At 44.1% G+C, this 21,987-nt stretch carries 21 protein-coding genes; 11 read left to right on the plus strand and 10 right to left on the minus strand.

Translation table 11 applies throughout. The features are described 5' to 3' along the window. Position 1 precedes the first annotated feature (1 nt). From L870_RS0113580 to L870_RS0113605, 6 genes are all read left to right on the plus strand, one after another. Positions 2-787, plus strand: a complete 786-nt coding sequence (locus L870_RS0113580) for a hypothetical protein (protein WP_028518611.1) — start codon at positions 2-4, stop codon at positions 785-787. A gap of 27 nt (positions 788-814) precedes the next feature. After that, entirely contained in the window at positions 815-1,390 is a 576-nt protein-coding gene (locus tag L870_RS0113585; protein WP_028518612.1) for an indolepyruvate oxidoreductase subunit beta, read from the plus strand. A 131-nt stretch (positions 1,391-1,521) separates the two neighbouring features. Beyond that, on the plus strand, positions 1,522-2,829 hold the full coding sequence (locus L870_RS0113590; protein WP_028518613.1) for a phenylacetate--CoA ligase family protein: 1,308 nt from the start codon (positions 1,522-1,524) through the stop codon (positions 2,827-2,829). A gap of 67 nt (positions 2,830-2,896) precedes the next feature. Next, a complete protein-coding gene (locus tag L870_RS0113595; RefSeq protein WP_028518614.1) occupies positions 2,897-3,121 on the plus strand; it encodes a hypothetical protein in 225 nt (74 codons plus the stop codon). 49 nt (positions 3,122-3,170) lie between these two features. Next, positions 3,171-3,605, plus strand: coding sequence for an amino acid-binding protein (locus tag L870_RS0113600; RefSeq protein WP_028518615.1), 435 nt, complete (start codon positions 3,171-3,173; stop codon positions 3,603-3,605). Positions 3,606-3,729: 124 nt separating this feature from the next. Then, positions 3,730-4,164 carry a zinc ribbon domain-containing protein gene (locus tag L870_RS0113605; RefSeq protein WP_028518616.1) on the plus strand — a complete coding sequence of 145 codons (435 nt, stop codon included), beginning with the start codon at positions 3,730-3,732 and terminating at the stop codon, positions 4,162-4,164. Here the strand turns inward: L870_RS0113605 and L870_RS0113610 are convergent, their stop codons facing one another. Next, on the minus strand, positions 4,165-4,581 hold the full coding sequence (locus L870_RS0113610; RefSeq protein WP_051411575.1) for a putative ABC transporter permease: 417 nt from the start codon (positions 4,579-4,581) through the stop codon (positions 4,165-4,167). Between the two features lie 72 nt (positions 4,582-4,653). Between L870_RS0113610 and malQ the strand changes: the two genes are divergently transcribed. The 3 genes from malQ (at position 4,654) to nifJ (ending at position 11,152) form a co-directional block, all read left to right on the plus strand. Further along, complete coding sequence (malQ, locus tag L870_RS0113615; RefSeq protein ID WP_028518618.1) at positions 4,654-6,126, plus strand: 4-alpha-glucanotransferase; 1,473 nt, start codon at positions 4,654-4,656, stop codon at positions 6,124-6,126. Between the two features lie 114 nt (positions 6,127-6,240). Next, positions 6,241-6,684 carry a SpoVA/SpoVAEb family sporulation membrane protein gene (locus tag L870_RS0113620; protein WP_028518619.1) on the plus strand — a complete coding sequence of 148 codons (444 nt, stop codon included), beginning with the start codon at positions 6,241-6,243 and terminating at the stop codon, positions 6,682-6,684. 940 nt (positions 6,685-7,624) lie between these two features. Further along, positions 7,625-11,152, plus strand: a complete 3,528-nt coding sequence (gene nifJ, locus L870_RS0113625; protein WP_028518620.1) for a pyruvate:ferredoxin (flavodoxin) oxidoreductase — start codon at positions 7,625-7,627, stop codon at positions 11,150-11,152. A gap of 158 nt (positions 11,153-11,310) precedes the next feature. Here nifJ and L870_RS0113630 read toward each other — a convergent pair whose 3' ends face one another. The 5 genes from L870_RS0113630 to L870_RS0113650 all read right to left on the minus strand — a co-directional run bounded on the left by L870_RS0113630 (position 11,311) and on the right by L870_RS0113650 (position 13,470). Continuing rightward, a complete protein-coding gene (locus tag L870_RS0113630; RefSeq protein WP_028518621.1) occupies positions 11,311-11,739 on the minus strand; it encodes a DUF2178 domain-containing protein in 429 nt (142 codons plus the stop codon). An 11-nt stretch (positions 11,740-11,750) separates the two neighbouring features. Continuing rightward, complete coding sequence (locus L870_RS0113635; protein ID WP_028516074.1) at positions 11,751-11,957, minus strand: helix-turn-helix transcriptional regulator; 207 nt, start codon at positions 11,955-11,957, stop codon at positions 11,751-11,753. Then, the gene (locus L870_RS20080; protein ID WP_278244615.1) at positions 11,947-12,072 is read right to left on the minus strand and encodes a hypothetical protein; all 126 of its coding nucleotides are present in this window, start codon (positions 12,070-12,072) and stop codon (positions 11,947-11,949) included. Before L870_RS20080 ends, L870_RS0113635 begins: the two co-directional genes overlap by 11 nt. 213 nt (positions 12,073-12,285) lie before the next feature. Continuing rightward, complete coding sequence (locus L870_RS0113645; protein ID WP_028518622.1) at positions 12,286-12,672, minus strand: hypothetical protein; 387 nt, start codon at positions 12,670-12,672, stop codon at positions 12,286-12,288. Positions 12,673-12,990: 318 nt separating this feature from the next. Then, on the minus strand, positions 12,991-13,470 hold the full coding sequence (locus L870_RS0113650; protein ID WP_028518623.1) for a hypothetical protein: 480 nt from the start codon (positions 13,468-13,470) through the stop codon (positions 12,991-12,993). A 214-nt stretch (positions 13,471-13,684) separates the two neighbouring features. Between L870_RS0113650 and L870_RS17780 the strand changes: the two genes are divergently transcribed. Beyond that, positions 13,685-13,966: a sporulation transcriptional regulator SpoIIID gene (locus tag L870_RS17780; RefSeq protein ID WP_037272395.1), complete on the plus strand. Its 282-nt coding sequence runs from the start codon at positions 13,685-13,687 to the stop codon at positions 13,964-13,966. A 34-nt stretch (positions 13,967-14,000) separates the two neighbouring features. Here the strand turns inward: L870_RS17780 and L870_RS0113660 are convergent, their stop codons facing one another. From L870_RS0113660 to L870_RS0113675, 4 genes are read right to left on the minus strand one after another with little or no spacing between them, the layout of a single operon-like run. After that, a complete protein-coding gene (locus L870_RS0113660) occupies positions 14,001-15,371 on the minus strand; it encodes a DUF4340 domain-containing protein (RefSeq protein ID WP_028518624.1) in 1,371 nt (456 codons plus the stop codon). Beyond that, positions 15,371-16,879 (minus strand): Gldg family protein, encoded by a 1,509-nt coding sequence (locus L870_RS0113665; protein WP_028518625.1) that lies wholly within the window; start codon positions 16,877-16,879, stop codon positions 15,371-15,373. Before L870_RS0113665 ends, L870_RS0113660 begins: the two co-directional genes overlap by 1 nt. Positions 16,880-16,885: 6 nt before the next feature. Next, positions 16,886-17,620, minus strand: coding sequence for an ABC transporter permease (locus tag L870_RS0113670; protein WP_028518626.1), 735 nt, complete (start codon positions 17,618-17,620; stop codon positions 16,886-16,888). A gap of 1 nt (position 17,621) precedes the next feature. After that, positions 17,622-18,641, minus strand: coding sequence for an ABC transporter ATP-binding protein (locus L870_RS0113675; protein WP_028518627.1), 1,020 nt, complete (start codon positions 18,639-18,641; stop codon positions 17,622-17,624). A gap of 577 nt (positions 18,642-19,218) precedes the next feature. On the opposite strand from L870_RS0113675, the gene L870_RS17785 reads away from it, so the two are divergent. Continuing rightward, positions 19,219-21,807 carry a glycoside hydrolase family 48 protein gene (locus L870_RS17785; RefSeq protein WP_051411576.1) on the plus strand — a complete coding sequence of 863 codons (2,589 nt, stop codon included), beginning with the start codon at positions 19,219-19,221 and terminating at the stop codon, positions 21,805-21,807. Positions 21,808-21,987 lie beyond the last annotated feature (180 nt).

Here is a 21,987-nt window from a genome sequence, read left to right on the forward strand (position 1 = left end):
AATGGATGATTTAATGACCGGTATCGGAAATTCCAACGGAATGGACGATATAAGCAATATGAATGCACTCGCTCAGCAGGCGGCTGAGGAGGCAAATAAACAAGCAGTGCAGGTAAGTAATAATGCCGTACAGACGGCACAGCAGTCTACAGGCTACAGCAATGCACAAAGCGGCTACGGACAGCAGTCCTCGAACAACTACAGCAGCTATGACACAAGGAGCGGTTATCCCGCATCTGATACGGTATACAGCGGCTTTAATTCCAATGAATCAAAGCTTATGCCTATAGTTAAAGGCGTACTTGGAGCTGTTATAGGTGCTATTCCGGGTATTCTGCTTATAATCCTTGTTGCAAGAATGGGATTTGTTGCTTCGGTATGCGGAGCTGTAATGGCATTGGGTATTTTCTTCGGATATACCATAATGACTAAAAACAGTGATCTCGAAGAAAAAACAGGTCTGATAATATGTGCGGTAGTTATGGTGTTAGGTATTTATTTTGCAGTAAGAACATCATGGTGTCTGGAAGTATCATCTATCCTGCAAGATAAGCTTGGCGTAGAGGCAGGAAGTCTGAGTTATGAACAAAGTGAGTTTTTGTACGAATTGATAGGCGTCAGAGATGTATCATTCTCAGATGTATCAGCAGATTTCAGTACATTGCTTGAAAAGTGTGACTGCAAGGGCTCGTTCATCAGGTCACTGCTTGAAAACATTGGTTTCGCAGCACTTGGCGGTTTCGGAATGTTTGCAAAGTTTGCCGGAATGGGCAGCAGTAAATTCTAATAATAATCTATTAAGGAGTAATATAAAATGGAAACAAAATCTATTATGATCGTAGGTGTCGGCGGACAGGGTTCGCTGCTCGCTTCGAGGCTTCTGGGAAATGTGCTTCTTGCACAGGGCTATGACGTAAAGGTCAGCGAGGTACACGGAATGTCGCAGAGAGGCGGCTCGGTCGTAACATATGTAAAGTATGGTGATAAGGTATACTCACCTGTAATAGAAAAGGGCGAGGCTGATGCAGTTATCTCCTTTGAGCTTCTTGAGGCTGCAAGATGTCTGCCATACCTCAAAAAAGGCGGCAAGCTCATAACCTCAACACAGCAGATCGATCCTATGCCTGTTATCACAGGTGCTGCACAGTATCCCGAGAACCTTGTTGAAAAGCTCAGGGCAGCAGGTGCGGAGATCGTTGCAGTTGACGCGCTTTCACTGGCTGAGCAGGCAGGTACTGCAAAGGCTTCAAACGTAGTTCTTATGGGCGTACTTGCTTCACGTATGGATTATCCCGATGAGCTCTGGCAGAAGGCACTTGAACAGTGCGTACCGCCTAAGTTCCTCGAACTCAACAAGAAGGCTTTCGAGCTGGGTAAAGCAGCTAAGTAATAAGAGCAAAGAACTTAGAACTAAGAGCTAAGTATGAGTGAATATTATCCGCCCATACTAAGAGTTTAGAAATAATTAATCTGAGATCTTAGATCTAAGATCTTAGATCTAAGAAAAGGAGTCGAAGTCCAATGGAAAAATATTGGAACAAAGAGATCGAATGTGCATCGCGTGAAGAAATGAAGAAACTTCAGGACGAGCGACTTGTTGTACAGGTAAAGCACGTTTACGAAAACGTTAAGTATTACCGTGATCTTATGGACGAAAAGGGCGTAAAGCCTGAGGACATCAAGGGAACTGAGGACCTTCACAAGCTGCCTTTCCTGAGCAAAGCAGACCTCAGAGAGGCTTATCCCTACGGACTGCTTGCAAAGCCCCTCAGCGACTGTGTAAGGATACATTCCACAAGCGGTACTACTGGTAAGAGAGTAGTTGCTTTCTACACTCAGAACGATGTTGATATGTGGGAGGACTGCTGTGCGAGAGCTATCACTGCCGCAGGCGGCACTAACGAGGACGTAGTTCAGGTAGCATACGGCTACGGTCTGTTCACAGGCGGTATGGGACTCCACGGCGGCTCACACAAGGTAGGCTGTCTTACCCTGCCTATGAGTTCAGGCAATACAGAGCGTCAGATACAGTTCATGCGCGACCTCAATGCGACTATACTTTGCTGTACTCCGTCATATGCGGCATATCTCGGCGAAACTGTCCGCGATATGGGACTTACTCCCGACGATCTTAACCTCAAGGCAGGTATCTTCGGCGCCGAGCCGTGGACTGAGGAAATGCGCCGCAGTATCGAGCAGTCACTGGGTATCAAGGCTTACGACATCTTCGGACTTACAGAGTCCAGCGGTCCCGGTGTGGCATTTGAATGTTCTGAACAGAGCGGTATGCACATCAACGAGGACAACTTTATCCCCGAGATAATTGATCCCGAGACAGGAGAGGTACTCCCCGAGGGCGAGGTCGGCGAGCTTGTGTTCACAAGCATAACCAAGGAGGCATTCCCGCTTCTTCGCTATCGTACACGCGATCTTTGCAGGCTCAGCAGAAAGAAGTGCTCATGCGGACGTACTCTCATAAAGATGGCTAAGCCTATGGGCAGAAGCGATGATATGATGATAATCCGCGGAGTAAATGTATTCCCTTCACAGATAGAAACAGTTCTCATTGAACAGGGCTATTCACCTAACTACCTTATCGAAGTAGACCGTGTAAACAATACCGATACTCTTGATATCAACGTTGAGATGAATCCCGATAAGTTCTCGGATAAGGTAAAGGATATTCAGAAGGAAGAAAGAGCACTTGCAGGTGCTATGAAGGATATGCTTGGCATCAATCCAAAGGTACACCTTGTATCACCTAAATCCATCGCAAGAAGCGAGGGCAAGGCTGTAAGAGTTATCGACAAGCGAAAGCTTCACGATTGATCGTTTATAGCAGGGGCGTTAAGCTTCTGTGATATAAATTTCCATTTATTTTAAGGAGGTTTCATTTATGAAAATCAAATTATTTTCCACAAATTATATGCCGGAGCAGGAGAAGTATCAGAGATTTGCGGCTTTTGAGAATGAACTCAATCAGTTTATTCAGGGGGTAAAGGTCATCGATATCAAATACAGCGTTGCTTCAGGACTTTGTCATGATGCACAGACTCATGTAAATGAGTACGTTGACGAGCATTCTGTACTCGTTATGTATGAGGATCTTCCAAAGGCATAATTCTTCCTGCTGACGCAGTAAAATACCAACCACAAAGGAGGGAGATCATATGTCAAATGTAAGACAGATCTCGGTTTTTGTAGATAATAAGCCCGATCAGGCAGCAGGTGCCATGAGGATAATCAAGGAGAGCGGAATAAATCTCAGAGCTCTCAGTCTTGCTGATACTGCTGATTTCGGCATAATCAGGCTCATCGCCAATGATACCGAAAAGACAGTGGATATTCTAAGAGCGGCTTCATACGCGGTAAATGTAACAGAGGTGCTGGCGATATCCATACCTGATTCTCCCGGTCAGCTCAGCCGCGTACTTGATGTGCTCGGTAATGACAATGTTAATGTTGAGTATATGTACTCATTCCTCGGTACCTCAGACAGGGCTGTATCTTTCGTTATCCGTGTTGATGACAATGCTCAGGCTTCTGAAGCGCTTAACAGAGCGGGTATTATTCAGCTTACCGAAAATGATATAGCCGAAATGTGAGTATTGCACAAAAAACAAGCCTGCACTTAAATTTATTATGAAAACACTTGACATAATTCCTGTTGCTGTTGTATAATAAAAATGCAATATTTAACGAGAAAATATTGAACAGGAGTGATTAAAGATGGGAATTCTCGATAAATTTAACGATGCAAGCAGGGGTGTGTCTGAAAAGGCGAAAAATATCTCAGAAGCCAGTAACCTCAAAAGAAAGATACTTTATGAGGAGGAGCGTATAGTTGAGATCTTTACTGATATCGGAAAAAAATACTATAAAAATCAGGGCGAAGATCCCGCAGCTCTTAAAGTGCTTTGCGACGATATAGATACAAGACGCAGAAGAATCAAGAAAATGAGATATGAGCTTAACGGCATAAGAGGATATAAGATTTGTCCTAAGTGTGACGCTGAGGTCAATGAGCGTTTTCAGTTCTGTGGTCGATGCGGTGCAAGACTTCCTGATATCGACGATGACGATTTCATGTCGCTTGAATCCAACGACTACTACACAGAAAGCAGCAACGATTTCTTCGATGCTGATTCTAATAAGAACTATTGATCACATGGGCTGTTCTGAGGCTATCGGAACAGCCTTTTTGTTACAAAACTGATGCCTAATGCGTTTGCAAAGTCTGTTTGCGGGTATGCACAGTACGAACCAGAAAAGTGAGAAGGGTATGCATATCTGTCCGAGAAAATTAAAGGGCATATCCGAGTAATCCCATACGTTCCAGTTCATAATAACATTGTCAAATACCCCTACGGTAAGCTCAATGGCGGTTATCATGACTGTACCGATGACACAGCTTCGTATAAGCGTCATGGTGCGTCGGCTGTTTATGACATAGAGTATTGTAAGTACAGTTCCGCCTGTAAGTGACATTGTCCAGTGAGTGTAGCCGCGCATGACTATTTCTATAAGACTATAACAGAAAAAGCCCATAAGAAATGAAAATAACAGCTGTGAAAGCTTCATACGTATCAACTCCTTTTGGTTTTAGTATGGCGTTTTTGCAGGCCTTTTATACGGAAAGAGAGTTGAATAAATATGAGAAAAAGCTGTATACTTATGCATATTTCAAGTCTGCCGTCGGACTACGGTATAGGTAAAATGGGAAAGGCTGCCTTTGAGTTTGTGGATTTTCTGAAGTCTGCCGAAGTGAAATGCTGGCAGATACTTCCGCTTTCGCCTACAAGCTACGGCGATTCGCCGTATCAGTCTTTTTCGGTAAAGGCAGGAAATCCTTACTTTATAGACTTTGAAGTGCTTGAGGGTGACGGACTTCTTGAGCATCACGAGTACGCTTCATTTGAATGGGGAAGTGATCCCGACAAGGTGGACTACAGCCTTTTATATGACCACTGTTATGATGTGCTGAGGATAGCGTTCAACAGGTTCAAGCCTGCAAAAGCTGTGGGGTATAAGGAATTCTGCGATGCCAACAAGAAATGGCTCGATGAATATGCACTGTTCATGGCTCTGAAGTTCAGATATGACGGTAAACCGTGGTATGAGTGGGACAGCGATATTTCCATGCATAAGCCAAAGGCTGTTGCAGCTGCCAAAAAGGAACTGAAAAAGGACATCGCTTTCTATAAGTTCATACAGTATGAGTTCAACAGACAGTGGAGCGAGCTGAAAAAATATGCAAATACAAACGGTATTGAGATAATAGGAGATATTCCTATATACTGCGCTTTGGACAGCGTTGAGGCGTGGGCGACACCAAAGCTTTTCCAGTTCGACAGAAAGCGCCGTCCTGTAGCTGTTGCAGGCTGTCCGCCTGATGATTTCTCACCGCTGGGTCAGTTGTGGGGAAATCCGCTTTATAACTGGGACTACCACAAAAAGACAGGCTTTGAGTGGTGGATAGATCGTATAAAGGCGGCTTCGGAGCTCTACGACATTGTTAGAATAGATCATTTTCGCGGATTTGAAAGCTATTACAGCATTCCCTTCGGCAATGAGGACGCTACTGTAGGAGAGTGGGAAAAAGGTCCGAATTACGAGCTTTTCAGACTTGCCGAGGAAAAGCTTGGCAAGCTTAATATAATAGCTGAGGACTTGGGCTTTATTACTCCTGAGGTAAGAGAGATGCTGGACAAATGCGGCTACCCCGGAATGAAGGTATTGCAGTTCGGGTTCAGCGGCGGTGATAATGAGTATCTGCCGCATAATTACAGCAGTACAAATTATTTCGCTTATACGGGTACTCACGATAACGAGACTCTCATCGGCTGGGTGGATACTCTTGACAAGAAGTCGCTGAAATTCGCTAAGCAGTACCTATGCGTCAAGAAGAAAAAGGAGATACCTGCGGCAGTTATACGCGCTGCATGGGGAAGTGTTGCGCAGGTCGCAGCTGCACAGATACAGGATTTCCTCGGCAGTCCTAAAGAGGGCAGAATGAATACTCCGTCCACTCTCGGCGGCAACTGGCAGTTCCGTACAAGCAAGTCGGATTTCACACCTGAGCTGGCGAAAAAGATACGTAAACTCAACAGACTTTATAACAGATAATAAATGAGCGGCTGAAATGGTATTGTAAGCTTTGCCGTTCGTGTTACAGCTTCGCTGCTTTTTATGCATATTTTGTGCTTAAAAGCAGATACTACCGTAAAAGGAGCTGGTAATATGAAAATAACACCCGAGCTTTACAGCGATATGACGCGGCAGGCTTCACCCAAATCAAATTCTAAAATAAATATCACCTTTGCATTTCTTGTGGGCGGAGCAATATGCGCATTTGGAGAAATTATCCTTTCATTGCTTCAGGCATACGGTCTTGACCGTACAGAGTCAGGCACATGGACTTCCATTATACTGGTTGGGATAAGCTCTGTATGCACAGGTCTTGGTTGGTACGAAAAGCTTGCCAAACATGCAGGCGCAGGCACTCTTGTACCTATCACGGGCTTTTCAAATGCAATAAGCTCATGCGCTATAGAGGCAAGGTCTGAAGGTCCCATACTTGGCGTAGGCACAAAGATATTCACCATAGCAGGACCTGTGATACTCTTCGGCTGCTCAGCCGCGACCGCATACGGACTGATATATTATTTAATTCATAATGCATAATTCATAATTATTGGTGTCGGCTCACGCCGACAAATTACGAATAACAATGTGTAGGGGCTGCCTGTAGCAGTCCGCGAGTGAGTAGTAAATAGTAAGGTAGAGAGTAGTAGATGCAGGGGCTGGCGTTTTCGACAGCCCCTAAAACTTTATTGCAGAAAAATGGTACAGTATCACATTACGCGATGATACATCAATTCCACATATTACCACTCGCGGCGGCAAACTCATAATTCACAAAGCTATAATGCGGAGAAAGGGTTCAGCGTCATATAACGCGATGATACACCAATTCCGCATATTACCATTCGCGGCAGTAAACCCAAATTCCACAAAGCTATAATGCGGGGAAAGGGTGCAGCGTCATATCACGCGATGATACACCAATTCCACATATTACCACTCGCGGCGGTAAACTCATAATTCACAAAACTATACCGCGGAGCAAGGCAGCGCGGACTCCGCGCAAAAAAATAAGCAGGGCATATGCCCTGCTTGTCTTAGATAAACAGATGAAAATAAATATGTGTAGAACAAAAGAAAGGAGACAACAAAACGAGTGTTAATAATTAAGAATTATTTAACACTATAGTTATTATACATTATTTACGCTCTCCCGTCAAGCAAATCCTTGAACTTTTGTTAAAGTGCACAACTTTAGTCACAGCTTATACAACATTTTTTACAATATCATTTTATAAACCTTTACACTTGTACAAATTATCAGCATTCCGATTGTCAAAAGTCTGACAATTCGATGTAATATAGGCAAATTGCGCAAAATACGCATGATAACTTTGTATCAAAGCGCAAAAAAAGGTGTTTACAAAAAAAATGTTTTGTGGTATAATAGATAGCGTAGTTATACATGGTTAACGCTCGTTCCGTTAAACATTCCTATAACCTAAATTTAATACTATTTTAGGAGGTCATTCCTATGGCAATCAAAAGAAAAATGAAAACAATGGACGGTAATAACGCCGCTGCATATGTTTCATACGCTTTCACGGAAGTTGCCGGTATTTATCCGATCACACCTTCCAGCCCTATGGCAGACTATGTTGATCAGTGGTCAGCTCAGGGTGTCAAGAACATTTTCGGCACGACCGTTAAGGTTGAGGAGATGCAGTCTGAGGCCGGTGCAGCAGGTACTGTTCACGGTTCTCTGAACGCTGGTGCTCTGACCACAACATATACTGCTTCTCAGGGACTTCTCCTTATGATCCCAAATATGTACAAGATCGCCGGTGAACTGCTCCCTTGCGTTTTCCATGTTTCTGCACGCTGCGTTGCTTCACACGCACTGAACATTTTCGGCGACCACTCAGACGTTTACGCTTGCCGTCAGACTGGTTTTGCAATGCTCGCTGAGACTAACCCGCAGGAAGTAATGGATCTTGCTGCTGTTGCACATCTCGCTTCCATCAAGAGCCGTGTTCCTTTCATCAACTTCTTCGACGGTTTCCGTACATCTCACGAGATCCAGAAGATCGCTGTATGGGATTACGAGGATCTCAAGGAAATGTGCGATATGGATTCTGTTAAGGCATTCCGTGACCGTGCTCTTAATCCTGAGAATCCTACAATGCGCGGTTCTCACGAAAACGGAGATATCTTCTTCCAGCACCGTGAGGCTTGCAACTCCTACTACAATGCTGTTCCCGGTATCGTTGAGGAGTACATGAACAAGGTAAACGCAAAGCTCGGCACAGACTACAAGCTCTTCAACTACTACGGTGCTGCTGATGCAGAGCGCGTTATCGTTGCAATGGGTTCTATCTGCGACGTTGCTGAAGAAGTTATCGACTACCTCAACAAGAAGGGTGAGAAGGTCGGTATCGTTAAGGTTCGCCTGTTCCGTCCATTCTCTGCTGAGAAGCTCGTTGAGGCAATCCCTGCAACTGTAAAGACAATCGCTGTACTCGACAGAACAAAGGAGCCTGGTTCTCTCGGTGAGCCTCTCTACCTCGATGTAGTAGCAGCTCTTAATGCTACAGGCAGAAACGGTATCAAGGTTATCGGCGGCCGTTACGGTCTCGGTTCTAAGGATACTCCTCCTGCATCTGTATTTGCTGTATATGCAGAGCTCGCTAAGGCTGATCCTAAGCCACAGTTCACACTCGGTATCGTTGACGATGTTACAAATCTTTCACTCGCTGAGGAAGATGCTCCTAACACAGCAGCAGAGGGTACAATCGAGTGCAAGTTCTGGGGTCTCGGCGGCGACGGTACAGTTGGCGCAAACAAGGACTCTATCAAGATCATCGGTGACCACACTGACAAGTACGTTCAGGCATACTTCCAGTATGACTCAAAGAAGACAGGCGGTATCACAATCTCACACCTTCGTTTTGGTGATAAGCCTATCAAGAGCCCTTACTACATCAACAAGGCTGACTTTGTTGCCTGTCATAATCCATCATACATACTCAAGGGCTACAAGATGGTCAACGACGTAAAGCCCGGCGGTGTATTCCTTATCAACTGCCAGTGGAAGCCGGAGGAGCTCGATCAGCACCTCACAGCTGATACAAAGCAGTATATCGCAAAGAACAATATCCAGCTCTATCTGGTTAACGCAATAGACCTTGCACAGGAGATCGGTCTTGGCAAGCGTACAAATACTATTCTCCAGTCTGCATTCTTCTCACTTTCAAAGGTTCTTCCTGAGGCTGAGGCAATCGGCTACATGAAGGAGAAGGCTCAGAAGTTCATGAAGAAGGGTATCGAGATCGTTCAGATGAACGAGAAGGCTATCGACGCAGGCGCAAATGCTTACGTTAAGGTAGATGTTCCTGCTGAGTGGGCAAATGCTGTTGATAATTCAGCACCTGCAAAGCTCGAGGGCCCAGAGAAGCTTGTCAAGATGGTTGACGGCATCATGAACCCTGTAGGCAAGATGCTCGGTGATACTCTCCCTGTTTCTGCATTCTCAGATCACGTTGACGGTACATTCGAGCAGGGTGCTTCCGCATACGAGAAGCGCGGCGTAGCTGTTATGGTTCCTGAGTGGAATCAGGATACTTGTGCAAAGTGTAACAAGTGTTCATTTGTCTGCCCACACGCAACTATCCGTCCATTCGCTCTGACAGAAGCTGAGGTTGCTGCTGCTCCTGAGAACATCAAGATCGCTCCTAAGCCGATCGTAAAGAGCGAGTACAAGTACACTCTCGCTGTTTCCGCTATGGACTGCATGGGCTGCGGCGTATGTATCGGTGTCTGCCCAACTAAGTCACTCAAGATGGTTCCAAGAGAGTCACAGGAGCCACAGCAGGCAGTATTCGATTACTGTGTTGCTAAGGTTACAGAGAAGACAGATGTAGCAACTGACGCTACTGTTATCTCCAGCCAGTACAAGAAGCCACTCCTTGAATTCTCAGGTTCATGCGCAGGCTGTGCTGAGACTTCATATGCAAGACTCATCACTCAGCTCTTCGGTTCAAGAATGTATATCTCAAATGCAACAGGATGTTCTTCAATCTGGGGCGGTCCTGCTGCAACATCACCATACACTGTTGATGCAAACGGCCACGGTCCTGCATGGGCAAACTCACTGTTCGAGGACAACGCTGAGCATGGTCTCGGTATGTATCTCGGCCAGAAGGCAATCCGTGAAAGACTCATTGAAGAAATCAAGGAAGTTGCTGCAAGCGACAAGGCATCTGCAGAGTTTAAGGCAGCTGCTGATGAATACCTCGCAACAGTAAACGACGGCGCAAAGAATACAGCTGCAACAGCTGCACTCGTTGCTGAGCTCGAGAAGTGCGCTGACAAGTGCGATAAATGCGCAGATATCCTTGCTAACAAGAACTACCTCTCCAAGAAGTCAGTATGGATCTTCGGCGGCGACGGCTGGGCTTATGATATCGGTTTCGGCGGTCTTGACCACGTTCTCGCTACAGGCGAAGATGTAAACATCATGGTATTCGATACCGAGGTTTACTCAAATACAGGCGGACAGGCTTCCAAGTCATCCAACATCGGTCAGGTAGCACAGTTCGCAGCAGCAGGTAAGGCAATCGCTAAGAAGCGCCTTGCTGATATCGCTATGAGCTATGGCTACATCTATGTTGCACAGATCGCTATGGGTGCTGACATGAACCAGACTCTCAAGGCAATCAAGGAAGCTGAGTCTTATCCGGGCCCATCACTCATCATCGGCTATGCACCTTGTGAGATGCACTCCATCAAGGGCGGTATGACTAACTGTCAGGCTGAGATGGAGAAGGCTGTTAAGTGCGGCTACTGGAACAACTTCCGTTATGATCCACGTCTGGCTGCTGAGGGCAAGAACCCATTCCAGCTCGATTCTAAGGCTCCAACAGAGTCTTATCAGGACTTCATCATGAACGAGGCTCGTTACAGCGCACTCACACGTTCATTCCCAGACCGTGCTAAGGAGCTCTTCGAGAAGGCAGAGAAGACTGCTGCTAATCGTTACGAGTACCTCACAAAGCTCGCTGAGAAGTAAGCAGCGTGACGCTGCACCCGTCCACGTTAACGCTCGTAAACTCGCTTACTCTCTGCAAAACGGGTAGTCTGCTTTCGCTTACGGCGGTTTAACGTGAATTATGCACATATGAATAGAAAATTACTCCCCGATACGCACAGGTATCGGGGAGTTTTATTTTACATTTTTTTATTAAAGTAAATAAGTGAGCCGAGATAAATAAACATATAAATGCCTAATGCTGCTGCTAGGACCGCATAGGCGACGTTGTTGATGTATGAAAATACTATAGTAGCAATGCCAAGAAGAACAATTGTAAACAGCGATGTAAAATTAGCAGCTCTGAGCTGTACGGCAACTGCACGCTCATCAGTATTGCGGATATACCAGTCTTTAAATGACTTCTCATCTTTGAGAGCTTTTTTCATACGCAGGATATTCATTATCAGTATTATAATACCACCTGCAAAGAAGCCGATATTTGTTTCACCATGAATGGTTCCGCGGCGCTCCAAAGATTGAAGAGTTATCAGCGCAACAACAAGTACAACTGTTAAGATACTGCATAGTATTATTCTTGTTTTAAGCTTACTTCTGAATTCTTCCATAGTTATCCTCCTTAAAGATTTTCTTCTCCCTCGAATATGAACAGTTCCTCTATGGTGACTCCGAAAAACTGCGCCGCCTTGTGAGCAAGAGTGAGGGACGCGTTGTATTTTCCGTTTTCCAGTGATATGATAGTCTGCCGCGTGACACTGAGAGCGTCCGCAAGCTCCTGCTGCGTGACCTTTCGGGCTTTGCGCAGTTCCTGAATCTTATTTTTCATGCTCTTTCTCCTTTTTCTTTTCACTATCACTACAAACTGCGAAGTACGCAATTGCAACACTGTATGCCACCCACGGCATTGCTGCATCTATAAAATCTTTTGTTACCCCGAACATTAAATTACCTCCCTTTGGTGTAAAGTATACTTTACTTCTTCTATGATTATAGTATAGCACGCTTTACATTTTTTGTCAAGTGCACTTTACATATTTTTATATTTTAACATAGCAAAGCTCCCCGACATCATATCGGGGAGCTTTGTTATTATATCAATGATAATACCTTCATTGTTTTTTCAGCGCCGCAGCACTGATATAAAGCCTGTTATTTTAAGCTTTGATCTCTTTGTTCTTTCTTGAATGTGCATAAGACTTGAAAAGATAATATGCGATCCAATCATAAGCAAAGACTAAAACCAGACCTACTCCTGCATAAAGGACAAATCCTACGCCTGCCCATATCATAATAAAAGCAGCAATTATAAAGAGTCCCAGAGCAAGTGCACTTACGGCAAAACGTTTGCCGAGGTGTGTGTAGCTGTTATCAGCGACAAGATCATTCCAGAAACCTGCTGCTTTAACAGTGCAGCCAATAACAACATTGCTGAGTATCAGTATTATATCGCAATGTTTTTCGTTCAACAGAACAATTGAAATGATAAAGATAATATCCAGAATTGTAGCTAATAAAGCTTCTTTCATAATTTTTTTATTCATATGCTCACTCCCTAAAACAAATCATCTTCAAAATGTTCCAGTATGATGCAAGCATCATCCCCTACACTGAAACACTGCATAAAAAAATTTTTGTCACCTCCGTTATAAAGATTTTTGGTCCATCTCTCTTGAATGTTTTTGCGAAAAGTACAACTCAAATCAAACATAAAAATCATGAATGAAAAAGCTGATAATATGATTATACACTATAAATATGAACAATTAAAGGCTTTTTTGTTATTTTTATAGTGACATTTGTCACTATTTTACGGACGAAAATAATATGGTGCGGGTTTTACGTATATAAAATAAGAATTTTTATCCTGCTTTTCTGTTGCGTATCCACTTGACTATGTAGAATATCTGCCAGAAAAAACATAACGGGAAAACAGGGATAACGCAGAATACAATTCCCATTATAACAAATGCGCTGTAAAAGCCTTCCCAGCCGTATGTTGTTGTGAAGAAAGTAAATCCGAACTTACTGCAATAAAGGCTGTATAATAACAGCAGTAAATACGGTACATATGAAACTATAAAGGATATGGTGTATTTTTTTGAAATTGGCTTTAAGCCTGTACTTTTACGTTTTTTGATGCGATGTGAAAGTCCGAGACCGATAAGTCCGAATACGGAAAGAAGCAGTATAACACCAAATACGGAAGCATACCCAAGTCCGAGATAATCCCACAGAGGTGCATGAAGCCCGTCCTCTGCGGCAATGCATATGCAGTGGATAAGATATATTCCTATACCGCCAAAGCAAATCCACATAAAGTTGCTGCCCTTTTTAGTCATATGATCATCTCCTTAAAAACGTAAAACAGCAGTTGTTTTCTCTCCCTTTGTTAAGATGATTATACTGCATAAAATGAATTTTTTAAAGATGTCATTCGTCACTTTCTCAGTGACATTCGTCACTAAAAAGCATACGGCAAGATATACTGAAAGTTCATAACATTTCTTCTTTTTACATATAAATTAGTAAATGCAAGAGAAAGAGGTGATATGTTTGAAAACACAGCCAGAAGAGCGTGCGGTCATGCTCGGAAGGTATATTATCGAAAACAGGACTACTGTACGCGGTGCGGCAAAGAATTTCGGCATCTCGAAAAGCACCGTACATAAAGATGTCAGCGAAAGGCTGAGGCAGGAGGACCCAGAGCTGTACGACAAAGTGAAGGATATACTTGAAATAAACAAAAAGGAAAGACATATCCGCGGCGGACTTGCTACCAAGCGGAAATATGCCGAGATAGCCTGCCGCAGAAAAAATAATGTATATTATAAATAAAAAAACAGCATCTTTTAAGATGCTGTTTTTTTATTTATATGCCTGCAAGTTTTTTGAATTTGATATAGAACTCGCTGAGTGAATTTCTGCCTGTGAGCATATCCTCGTCAACGTAAGCACCGATGTACTTTCCGTCACGGAATACATAATAGTGTGAATCTTCTCCCTTTACAAGGTCAATCTTGAGTGTGCCGCCTTCCTTGAAGGTGTACTCTGCGGTCATTGCAGGATCTTTCAGTTCGGGCTTTGCACTGACATCTGTACCTGTGAGCTTAAGTATCGCAAAAGAATTGAAGAAATTGTTGAAAGCAACATAATTCTCGGTAGAATCGAAATCAACGTCCTTGCCGTTGTATTTGCATTCCATGTTTTTGATATCAACTTCGCAGGTGTCGTTATTGTCGATGTAGCTGAACTTAAAGCTGCTGACATTATATGAGTCTGCCGAAATGTAGTTCTTTACAAGATAATCGTAGGGGAGAGCCTGTGCAATAGTAAGGTCTGCCTTGTAATAAAGCTCTACCTGTTTGTCATCAACAAGTACGAAGCAGTATGTAGGATCATTTTCGTTTGCACTTATGAGGAGGTGATGCTCATTGCCGTCAATTCCCTTTACGACTATATCGCCGTATGGATCGTCAAAGCCGTATTTTGAAAGGTCATCGAGTTTTTCGTCAAGCATTTCCTCTGCTTCAAGACGTACAAGGTCGTTGAGAGCGGCTGTTACCGCAGTCTGGTCAAGTTCGAGCTCCGAATATTCTTTGGGGAGCGACCATATCTGGCTGTCTGTATCAAGTGTAAGATCACAGAGCACCTTGCCGTCCTTGTAAGTAGTTACCTCTTTGATATCATAGAGTGAGTAAGGTACTATCATCTTGTTCTTGAGAAGGAGCCTGTCGAGCTTGAGTACACTTCCGTGCTGTGCGTCAACGGCATATACATTGCTTTTGCCGTCAACGGTAACGTAGTAATAATCGCCTGTAGGGCTTTCGTTGCCTATACATATCGTATGTGTGCCCGATGGAACGGTGATCTCGACTTTGTCGGGATCATCAAGTCCGTACATTGCGAGCTTTTCGTCTGTTACAGCACCGTAATTGGTATCAGCTTTAAGGTCTGAAAGGTATGTGCATACGAGCTGGAAATAGGTCTGGTCAAGCTTGAACTCGTCATTGGTCAGCGCCCATTCTTCATCTGTTTTCTCTGCGGTATAAACTTCATCGCCCTTTGAGAAAACGATTTTTGTGGGGCTGTACGGGTCAAAGCTGAAGAGCACATTATCTGCAAGCTCCTGTTTTGTCTGCTCTTTTTCCTTGTCCTTATTGTTTTTTACTGCAAGGAATCCTATTACAGAACCGCAGGCAATTAAAAGAAGGACTACAAGTGCGATAATAGGTTTTTTCATCAGGAATTTCTCCTTTTAAGCCATACGCCTACTCCGATCACAGCAAGGAGTGCAGGGATAACATAAACGATTACCATAACGCTTGTTGCTTCCTTGCTGTCCTTGAATGTCATGCGGTCGTAAGAGTTGAATTTGTTTCCGACACCGAACTGGATGTCGCTGTCATACAGCCATGTGTTGCTGAAAAGCGCGAGCATCTCGGTACCGCTTAAAGAAGGTGCGATAACATCATTGTCGATGATAGCAGTCGTACCGATAACTACCATTTTGCCGCCTGATACCTTGTTGTAAGAGTAATAGCCGAAATCAAGATCCATATTGCTGAGAAGCTCGTCTGCCTGCTGTGCAGTGACGTCGTCGCCGCCCATTGACTTGCTGATAGTTGAATAATTGCCTGATTCATCGGCAACATTCTTGATTATAGATGAACGCTCTGTATAAGCTGCGCCGGGGAAGCTGTCCTCAGGGATCTCTGTAAGGCTTCTTGCGTTTGCTATACCTGCGATATACGCGCCCTGACTTATAAGCTCGTTAAGATCAGAGGTAAGATCCTGAGTGAATTCGTCGTTGTATCTTGAACCGGCGGGATATTCAACGCGGAAGTAATTCTCACTCTGCTTTGAGTCTCTGTCCTGAAGCATATTAGCGGGAAGAGATTCTGTAACGTAGTTATAGTCGAGGATAAGTCCGAATTTTTCCATTACGTCTTCTATATTGTAGAAACGTCCCTTTGTGTCGCATGGGTCTATGAGGAAGGAAAGTGCGCCGCCGTTTTCGGCATACTCGTTGAGAAGGTCTTTCTCCTTATCTGTAATATCTTCCTTAGGACCTGCAAGGTATATTATCTTTGCATTGTCGGGGATAGCGCCTGCTTTATCGAGATCGAGCTCCTGAACGTCATAGTCGTTGGACTTGATCTGATTTGCGTAGATAGAGAAGCTGTTGGTAATTGACTTCTCTCCGTGACCTGTAAGGAAATATACAGTCGGGAGCGAGCCGCTTGAGCAGATAGAGATAGCTGCTGCGATAAGCTCTTCACCTGCATACTGCTTCTCACCGCTTGATGACTGCTGGAATATCTTTGCACTGCTTACCTTTTTTACAACATTGTTGCATCTTACGAAGATATCACATTCTGTTGTGTCGAGAACGCCCTCGGGATCAAGCTCTTTTGCAAGAGCGGCATTTTCGTTGGGGTCAAAGCAGGTAAGGTCGATATTGTCGTATCCGTCCAGCTGAGTGAGTGTGTGGTAAAGCGGAAGGAATTCCGAAGCCTCAGCCTCATTGAAGTATGAAAGCTTTGAAAGATAATACAGATCAATGTGCTTGTCGGAATTATCTGCAATGAGCTGTTTGGTCTTGTCGCTCAGGGTGTACTTCTTTGAAGGTGTCATATCGAAGCCTTTATCGTAAAAGCTTACTATAAGGTTTATCGGTATGATGATAACGAGTACGAGCAGTGCCATAATGAGGGCGATAGTATTGGTGTAATTCTTTTTCTTCTTCATATCGGCTTACCCCCTGTTCCAGCGTCTCTTCTCAATGGTCATATATGTCCATGAGAGGAAAACTATTATTACAGAAGCGAAGAATACCATATCCGAAAGACGAATGAAGCCTTCTGAGAAGTATGCAAATCTTGGCTGTGCTGCAAATGAATATATAACTGACTGTACCTTGGGGTACTGTGAGATGAATGCTGTGTTTGAAAAATCGTCGATGAACAGGAGCACAAACATGATTACTTCACCGATGATAGCTGCAAGGATAGGGGACTCGGTGAGGGATGAGATGAACATACCTACTGCGATATACATGGTTCCCCAGAAGAAGATGCCGATGTAAGCGCATATAAGCTGGCTGACGATGACCTCTCCCTTCATGGCTGTTATGATCGGGAAGAAAGCAGTTCCGAGGAGCATGAAGAGGTATACGGTAACGTTTGCAAGGAATTTAGCGATAACTATCTTCAGAACGCTGACAGGTGATGTCATCAGAAGGACTTCCGTACCGTTCTTGCGCTCGTCAGCAAATGTTCTCATGGTGAGGAGAGGTATAAGGAATATGAAGTAGAGAATGACCGAATAGAACATCTCGGTGAAGGAGAATGCCCATGTGTTAGAGCCTTCAAGCTTTGCGATTCCGTTGGAAAAGCTCAGTGAAAACAGCAGCATGAAGAGTGCTGCGAAAGCGTAAGCGAAAGGAGTGTAGAAGAATGATTGCAGCTCCTTCTTATAAATAGGAAACATCTTACTCTTCCTCCTTTTTCTCAGTAGTTTTTTCAGACTCATCGGGTATCTCGTCAAGCAGCTCCTGAAGTCCGTTTTTCTTTACGGGGCGGTTGATGAGCTCGATGAATACGTTTTCAAGGTTAGGCTTGTCGGTATACATTTCAAGTATACTTACGCCGTTTTTGAGACAATCGGACATAATAGCGTCTCTTACAGTATCGGAATCGCCTTCAAGATCAACGGTAAAGGCATAGATGCTGCTGCCCTCGTCTTCGATCTTCTTCAGCTCCTTGACACCCTTGGTCATACCTATTACAGAAGCGGCTGTGTCCTTGTCGCCCTTTACCTTGATATGGAGGACAAGTGTAGAAGCCATAGACTTCTCAAGGTTCTCGATAGTGTCGATAGCTCTGATATCGCCTTTATTTATAATGATGACTCTGTCACATACTGCACTTACCTCGCTGAGGATATGCGAGCTGAAAATGACGGAGTGCTCTTTTTTCAGATCCTTGATTATAGCACGTACCTCTGCTACCTGATTGGGGTCGAGACCGACTGTAGGCTCGTCAAGGATAAGGAACTTGGGATTGCCGAGAAGCGCCTGAGCGAATCCCACACGCTGCTTGTAGCCCTTTGAAAGGTTACGGATAAGCTTGCCCGAAACGTCCTTGATTTTGAGAAGTCCCATAACGCGCTCGATCTCCTTGCTGCGCTCACCTCTGGGAACTCTTTTGAGACCTGCACAGAAGGAAAGATATTCCTTTACCTTCATATCGGGGTATACAGGCGGTATCTCGGGGAGATATCCGATATTACGCTTTGCCTTTAGAGGGTCTTTGGTTATGTCTGCACCGTAAATGGTGACAGTACCGTCAGACATGGGCAGATAGCCTGCGATCATGTTCATGGTTGTTGATTTTCCCGCACCGTTAGGTCCGAGAAAACCGAGGATCTCATTATCATTTATTGTAAAGCTTATATGATTTACAGCACGGTTATTGCCGTAATACTTCGTAAGATTTTCAATATTAATCATGAGCTGCTCCTTTCCGATCAATAAATCAAATTTAACAAAAATCAGGTGCTATTATCTCATCATAGCATACTGCTATATTATCGCAGAATAATATTAACACAAGATGAATAAAAAATGAATAAAATGTTAATTCAAAGAATGGAGGGGGCGGACACCGCCTCCGTACACGTAATTCGACAGGTAAATCTTATAGCGAAAGTGTGAGGATTTTGTGAGAATTTATTGTAGGTAAGATGAATGTTGAGAAGTTTTGTTTTATTATGCAACTAATTAACAGATAGTTAGCATACGGGTTTTTCAGCCCTTTTCGGCGGTAGACAAAATGTACAAAAAAGCTTTTCCCTTTGTGTGCATTGCAACAAAATTGACTTTGCTCAAATGTGAAAACGAGGTAAACTGTTGACACGAATTAAATTGTAGAATATAATAATCTTGAAAATAGTTTGAGAATTGTGTGCAGTCTGCGTGAAAATGCACACAGTGTACGAAGTATTTTCGTATGCACCCCCGAAAGTGCGAACCTTAGGGGGTAATCCATTTTTTAACCACTATACTATTACGAGAGGGGTAAAAACAAATGATAAGCAAAAAGAATAAGGCTCTCGCAGCTGGCGTTCTTGCAGCTGCAATGTCCGCAACCGCAGTTCTTCCTTCAATTGCTTCAGCTGCTGAAATTTCCAGCTATGCAAAGGAAAAGACTTATGCTGAGATGTTCTCGTCACTCTATGATGACGTTGTAACAAACGGTGTAAAGAACGGCTACCTCAGCTCACAGACAAATGGTTCAGGCTTTGGTATTCCTTACCATTCAGTTGAAACATTTATCGTTGAGGCTCCTGACTACGGTCACGAGACAACTTCAGAAGCTATGTCATACATTGTATGGATGGCTGCTATGCACGATGTTCTTGCAGAAAAGAACGTTATCAGCGGTTCTAAGGGCGACCTCAAGAAGGCTTGGAACACAATGGAAGCTATGATCCCTGGTTGGTCAAAGGCTCATGGCAGATCTGATATCGACTACGGTTCATTCTGGGAGCAGACAAAGGTTGAGGCTGACTCATCAGAAGAGTGCGATCAGCCAAGTGACTATCCTGCAAAGCAGGAAGGCGGTAAGGCTGCTAACCCACTTTATGAGACATTCAAGTCTGCATACAGCAGTGACGAAGGTTACTACCTTATGAACTGGCTCGCTGACGTTGATGACTGGTATGGATTCAGCAAGGGCACAGCAGGCGAAGGCAAGTTCACATTTATCAATACATTCCAGAGAGGTGAACAGGAGTCTTGTTTCGAGACTGTTCCTGCTCCTTGTCTTGAAGAGCTCCTTTGGGGTGACACAACAAAGAACGGCAATGACGGTAACGGTATCAAGGCTATCTTCAACGGTCACAACAAGGTTCCTTCACAGTATTCATTCACAAACGCTCCTGACGCTGAGGATCGTTGTATCCACGCTGTATACTTTGCAAACCAGTACAACGCAGGTGATTCTTCTGTATCTGCTCTCGCAGGTAAGATGGGTGACCAGTGCCGTAACGACATGTTTGATAAGTATTACAAGAAGATCGCAGAGGATACAAAACTCACAAGCTCTGCTGTAACAGGCAACGGCGGTCAGCACTACCTCATGGGCTGGTATACAGCTTGGGGCGGAGCTCTCTTTGCTGATTACGGCGATTACGGCTGGGCTTGGCAGATCGGCTGCTCACACTCACATCAGTTCTATCAGAACCCACTTGCTGCTTATGGTCTTCTCTATGATTCATCTATCAATGCTGGTATGAAGGCTAAGGGCGCAACAGATGACTATACAGAGTCTCTCAAGAGACAGATCGAAATGTATCAGTGGCTCCAGTCAGTTGACGGTCCTTTCGCTGGTGGTTGTACAAACAGCTGGAGAGGTCGTTACGAGACATATCCTTCAGGTCACGCTACATTCTATAAGATGGCTTATGTTCCACATCCTGTATACGCTGACCCAGGTTCAAACCACTGGATCGGTAACCAGGTATGGTCAACACAGCGTCTTGCTGAGCTTTACTACTATGTAGTAACTAACGGCGACAAGTCCAACCAGACATACGGCGGTCTCAGCCTTGAGGATGCTCTTGACAAGCTCCTTACAAGATGGGTTGAGTGGTTCGAGAAGAACACTAAGTTCGATTACGAGGATGAGTCCGGTAATATGCATACATACGCTATCCCATCAACTCTTGACTGGGGTTCAAGCGATACAGACTATACTTGCACACCTGATACTTGGACAGGTACATACAATGAGGACGGCAACCAGAAGCTCCACTGTGAGATCAAGGGCTATGGTCAGGGTGACGTAGGATGCGTATCCTCACTCTGTAACTCACTTATGTACTATGCTAAGGCTAAGGGCGTTGATCCTTCATTCGCAAAGAAGGAAGGCACATCTGTTGCTGAAAAGGCACTTTACCTTGCTAACAGACTCCTTTCATATCAGTACTATGAGGGACGTGACGAGATCGGTATCACATTTACTGATTCTAACCCAAGCCTCAAGAGAGTATACGAAGAAAAGGTTTATATCCCTGATTTCTATAAGGGCGAGATGCCTGATGGTTCTAAGCTTGAGCCGGGCGCTACATTCTCATCAATCCGTAAGAGCTACGAGAAGGATAAGATGTGGCAGGAGTGCAAGGAGTACTACGAGGGCAAGGGTACAGATAACAACGGCGACGGCGTTGTTGACTGCGGCGACTATCAGTTCCAGTATCACAGATTCTGGCATGCTGGTGACGCTACTGTTGCTTACGGTACAATGGCACTTCTCTATCCTGAGGTTGAGCCAATTATTCCTGGCAGCACAACACCTCAGACGACAACTACAACAACAACTACTACAACTACAACAGTTACTACAACTGTTTCTGATAAGACTCCTACAGTTACTGTATGGGGCGACGCAAACTGCGACGGCGATGTAGATATGTCTGATATCGTTCTTATCATGCAGAGCCTTGCTAACCCGAACAAGTACGGTGAGGGCGGTACAGATAAGTCTGCTATCACAGCACAGGGTAAGGCAAACGCTGACGTTGATACATCAAGCAAGGGCATCACAACTCAGGACGCAGTTCGTATCCAGAACTACCTCCTCAACAAGATCTCTTCACTTGATCCAACTAAGTAATTATTATTTATAATTAAGTAGTTTAAAGCTGCACGGTTTTACCGTGCAGCTTTTTATTTTTATAAAATGGACTATCCCCAATATTTTCAGAAAAATGCTTGCATTTTAATGCAAATAATGATATAATATTATAATAGCATATTTATGCGAAAAAATATTCCTAAGAAAGCAGGCGATAGG

The sequence above is a fragment of the Ruminococcus flavefaciens ATCC 19208 genome (genome assembly GCF_000518765.1).
GTDB lineage: Bacteria > Bacillota > Clostridia > Oscillospirales > Ruminococcaceae > Ruminococcus > Ruminococcus flavefaciens.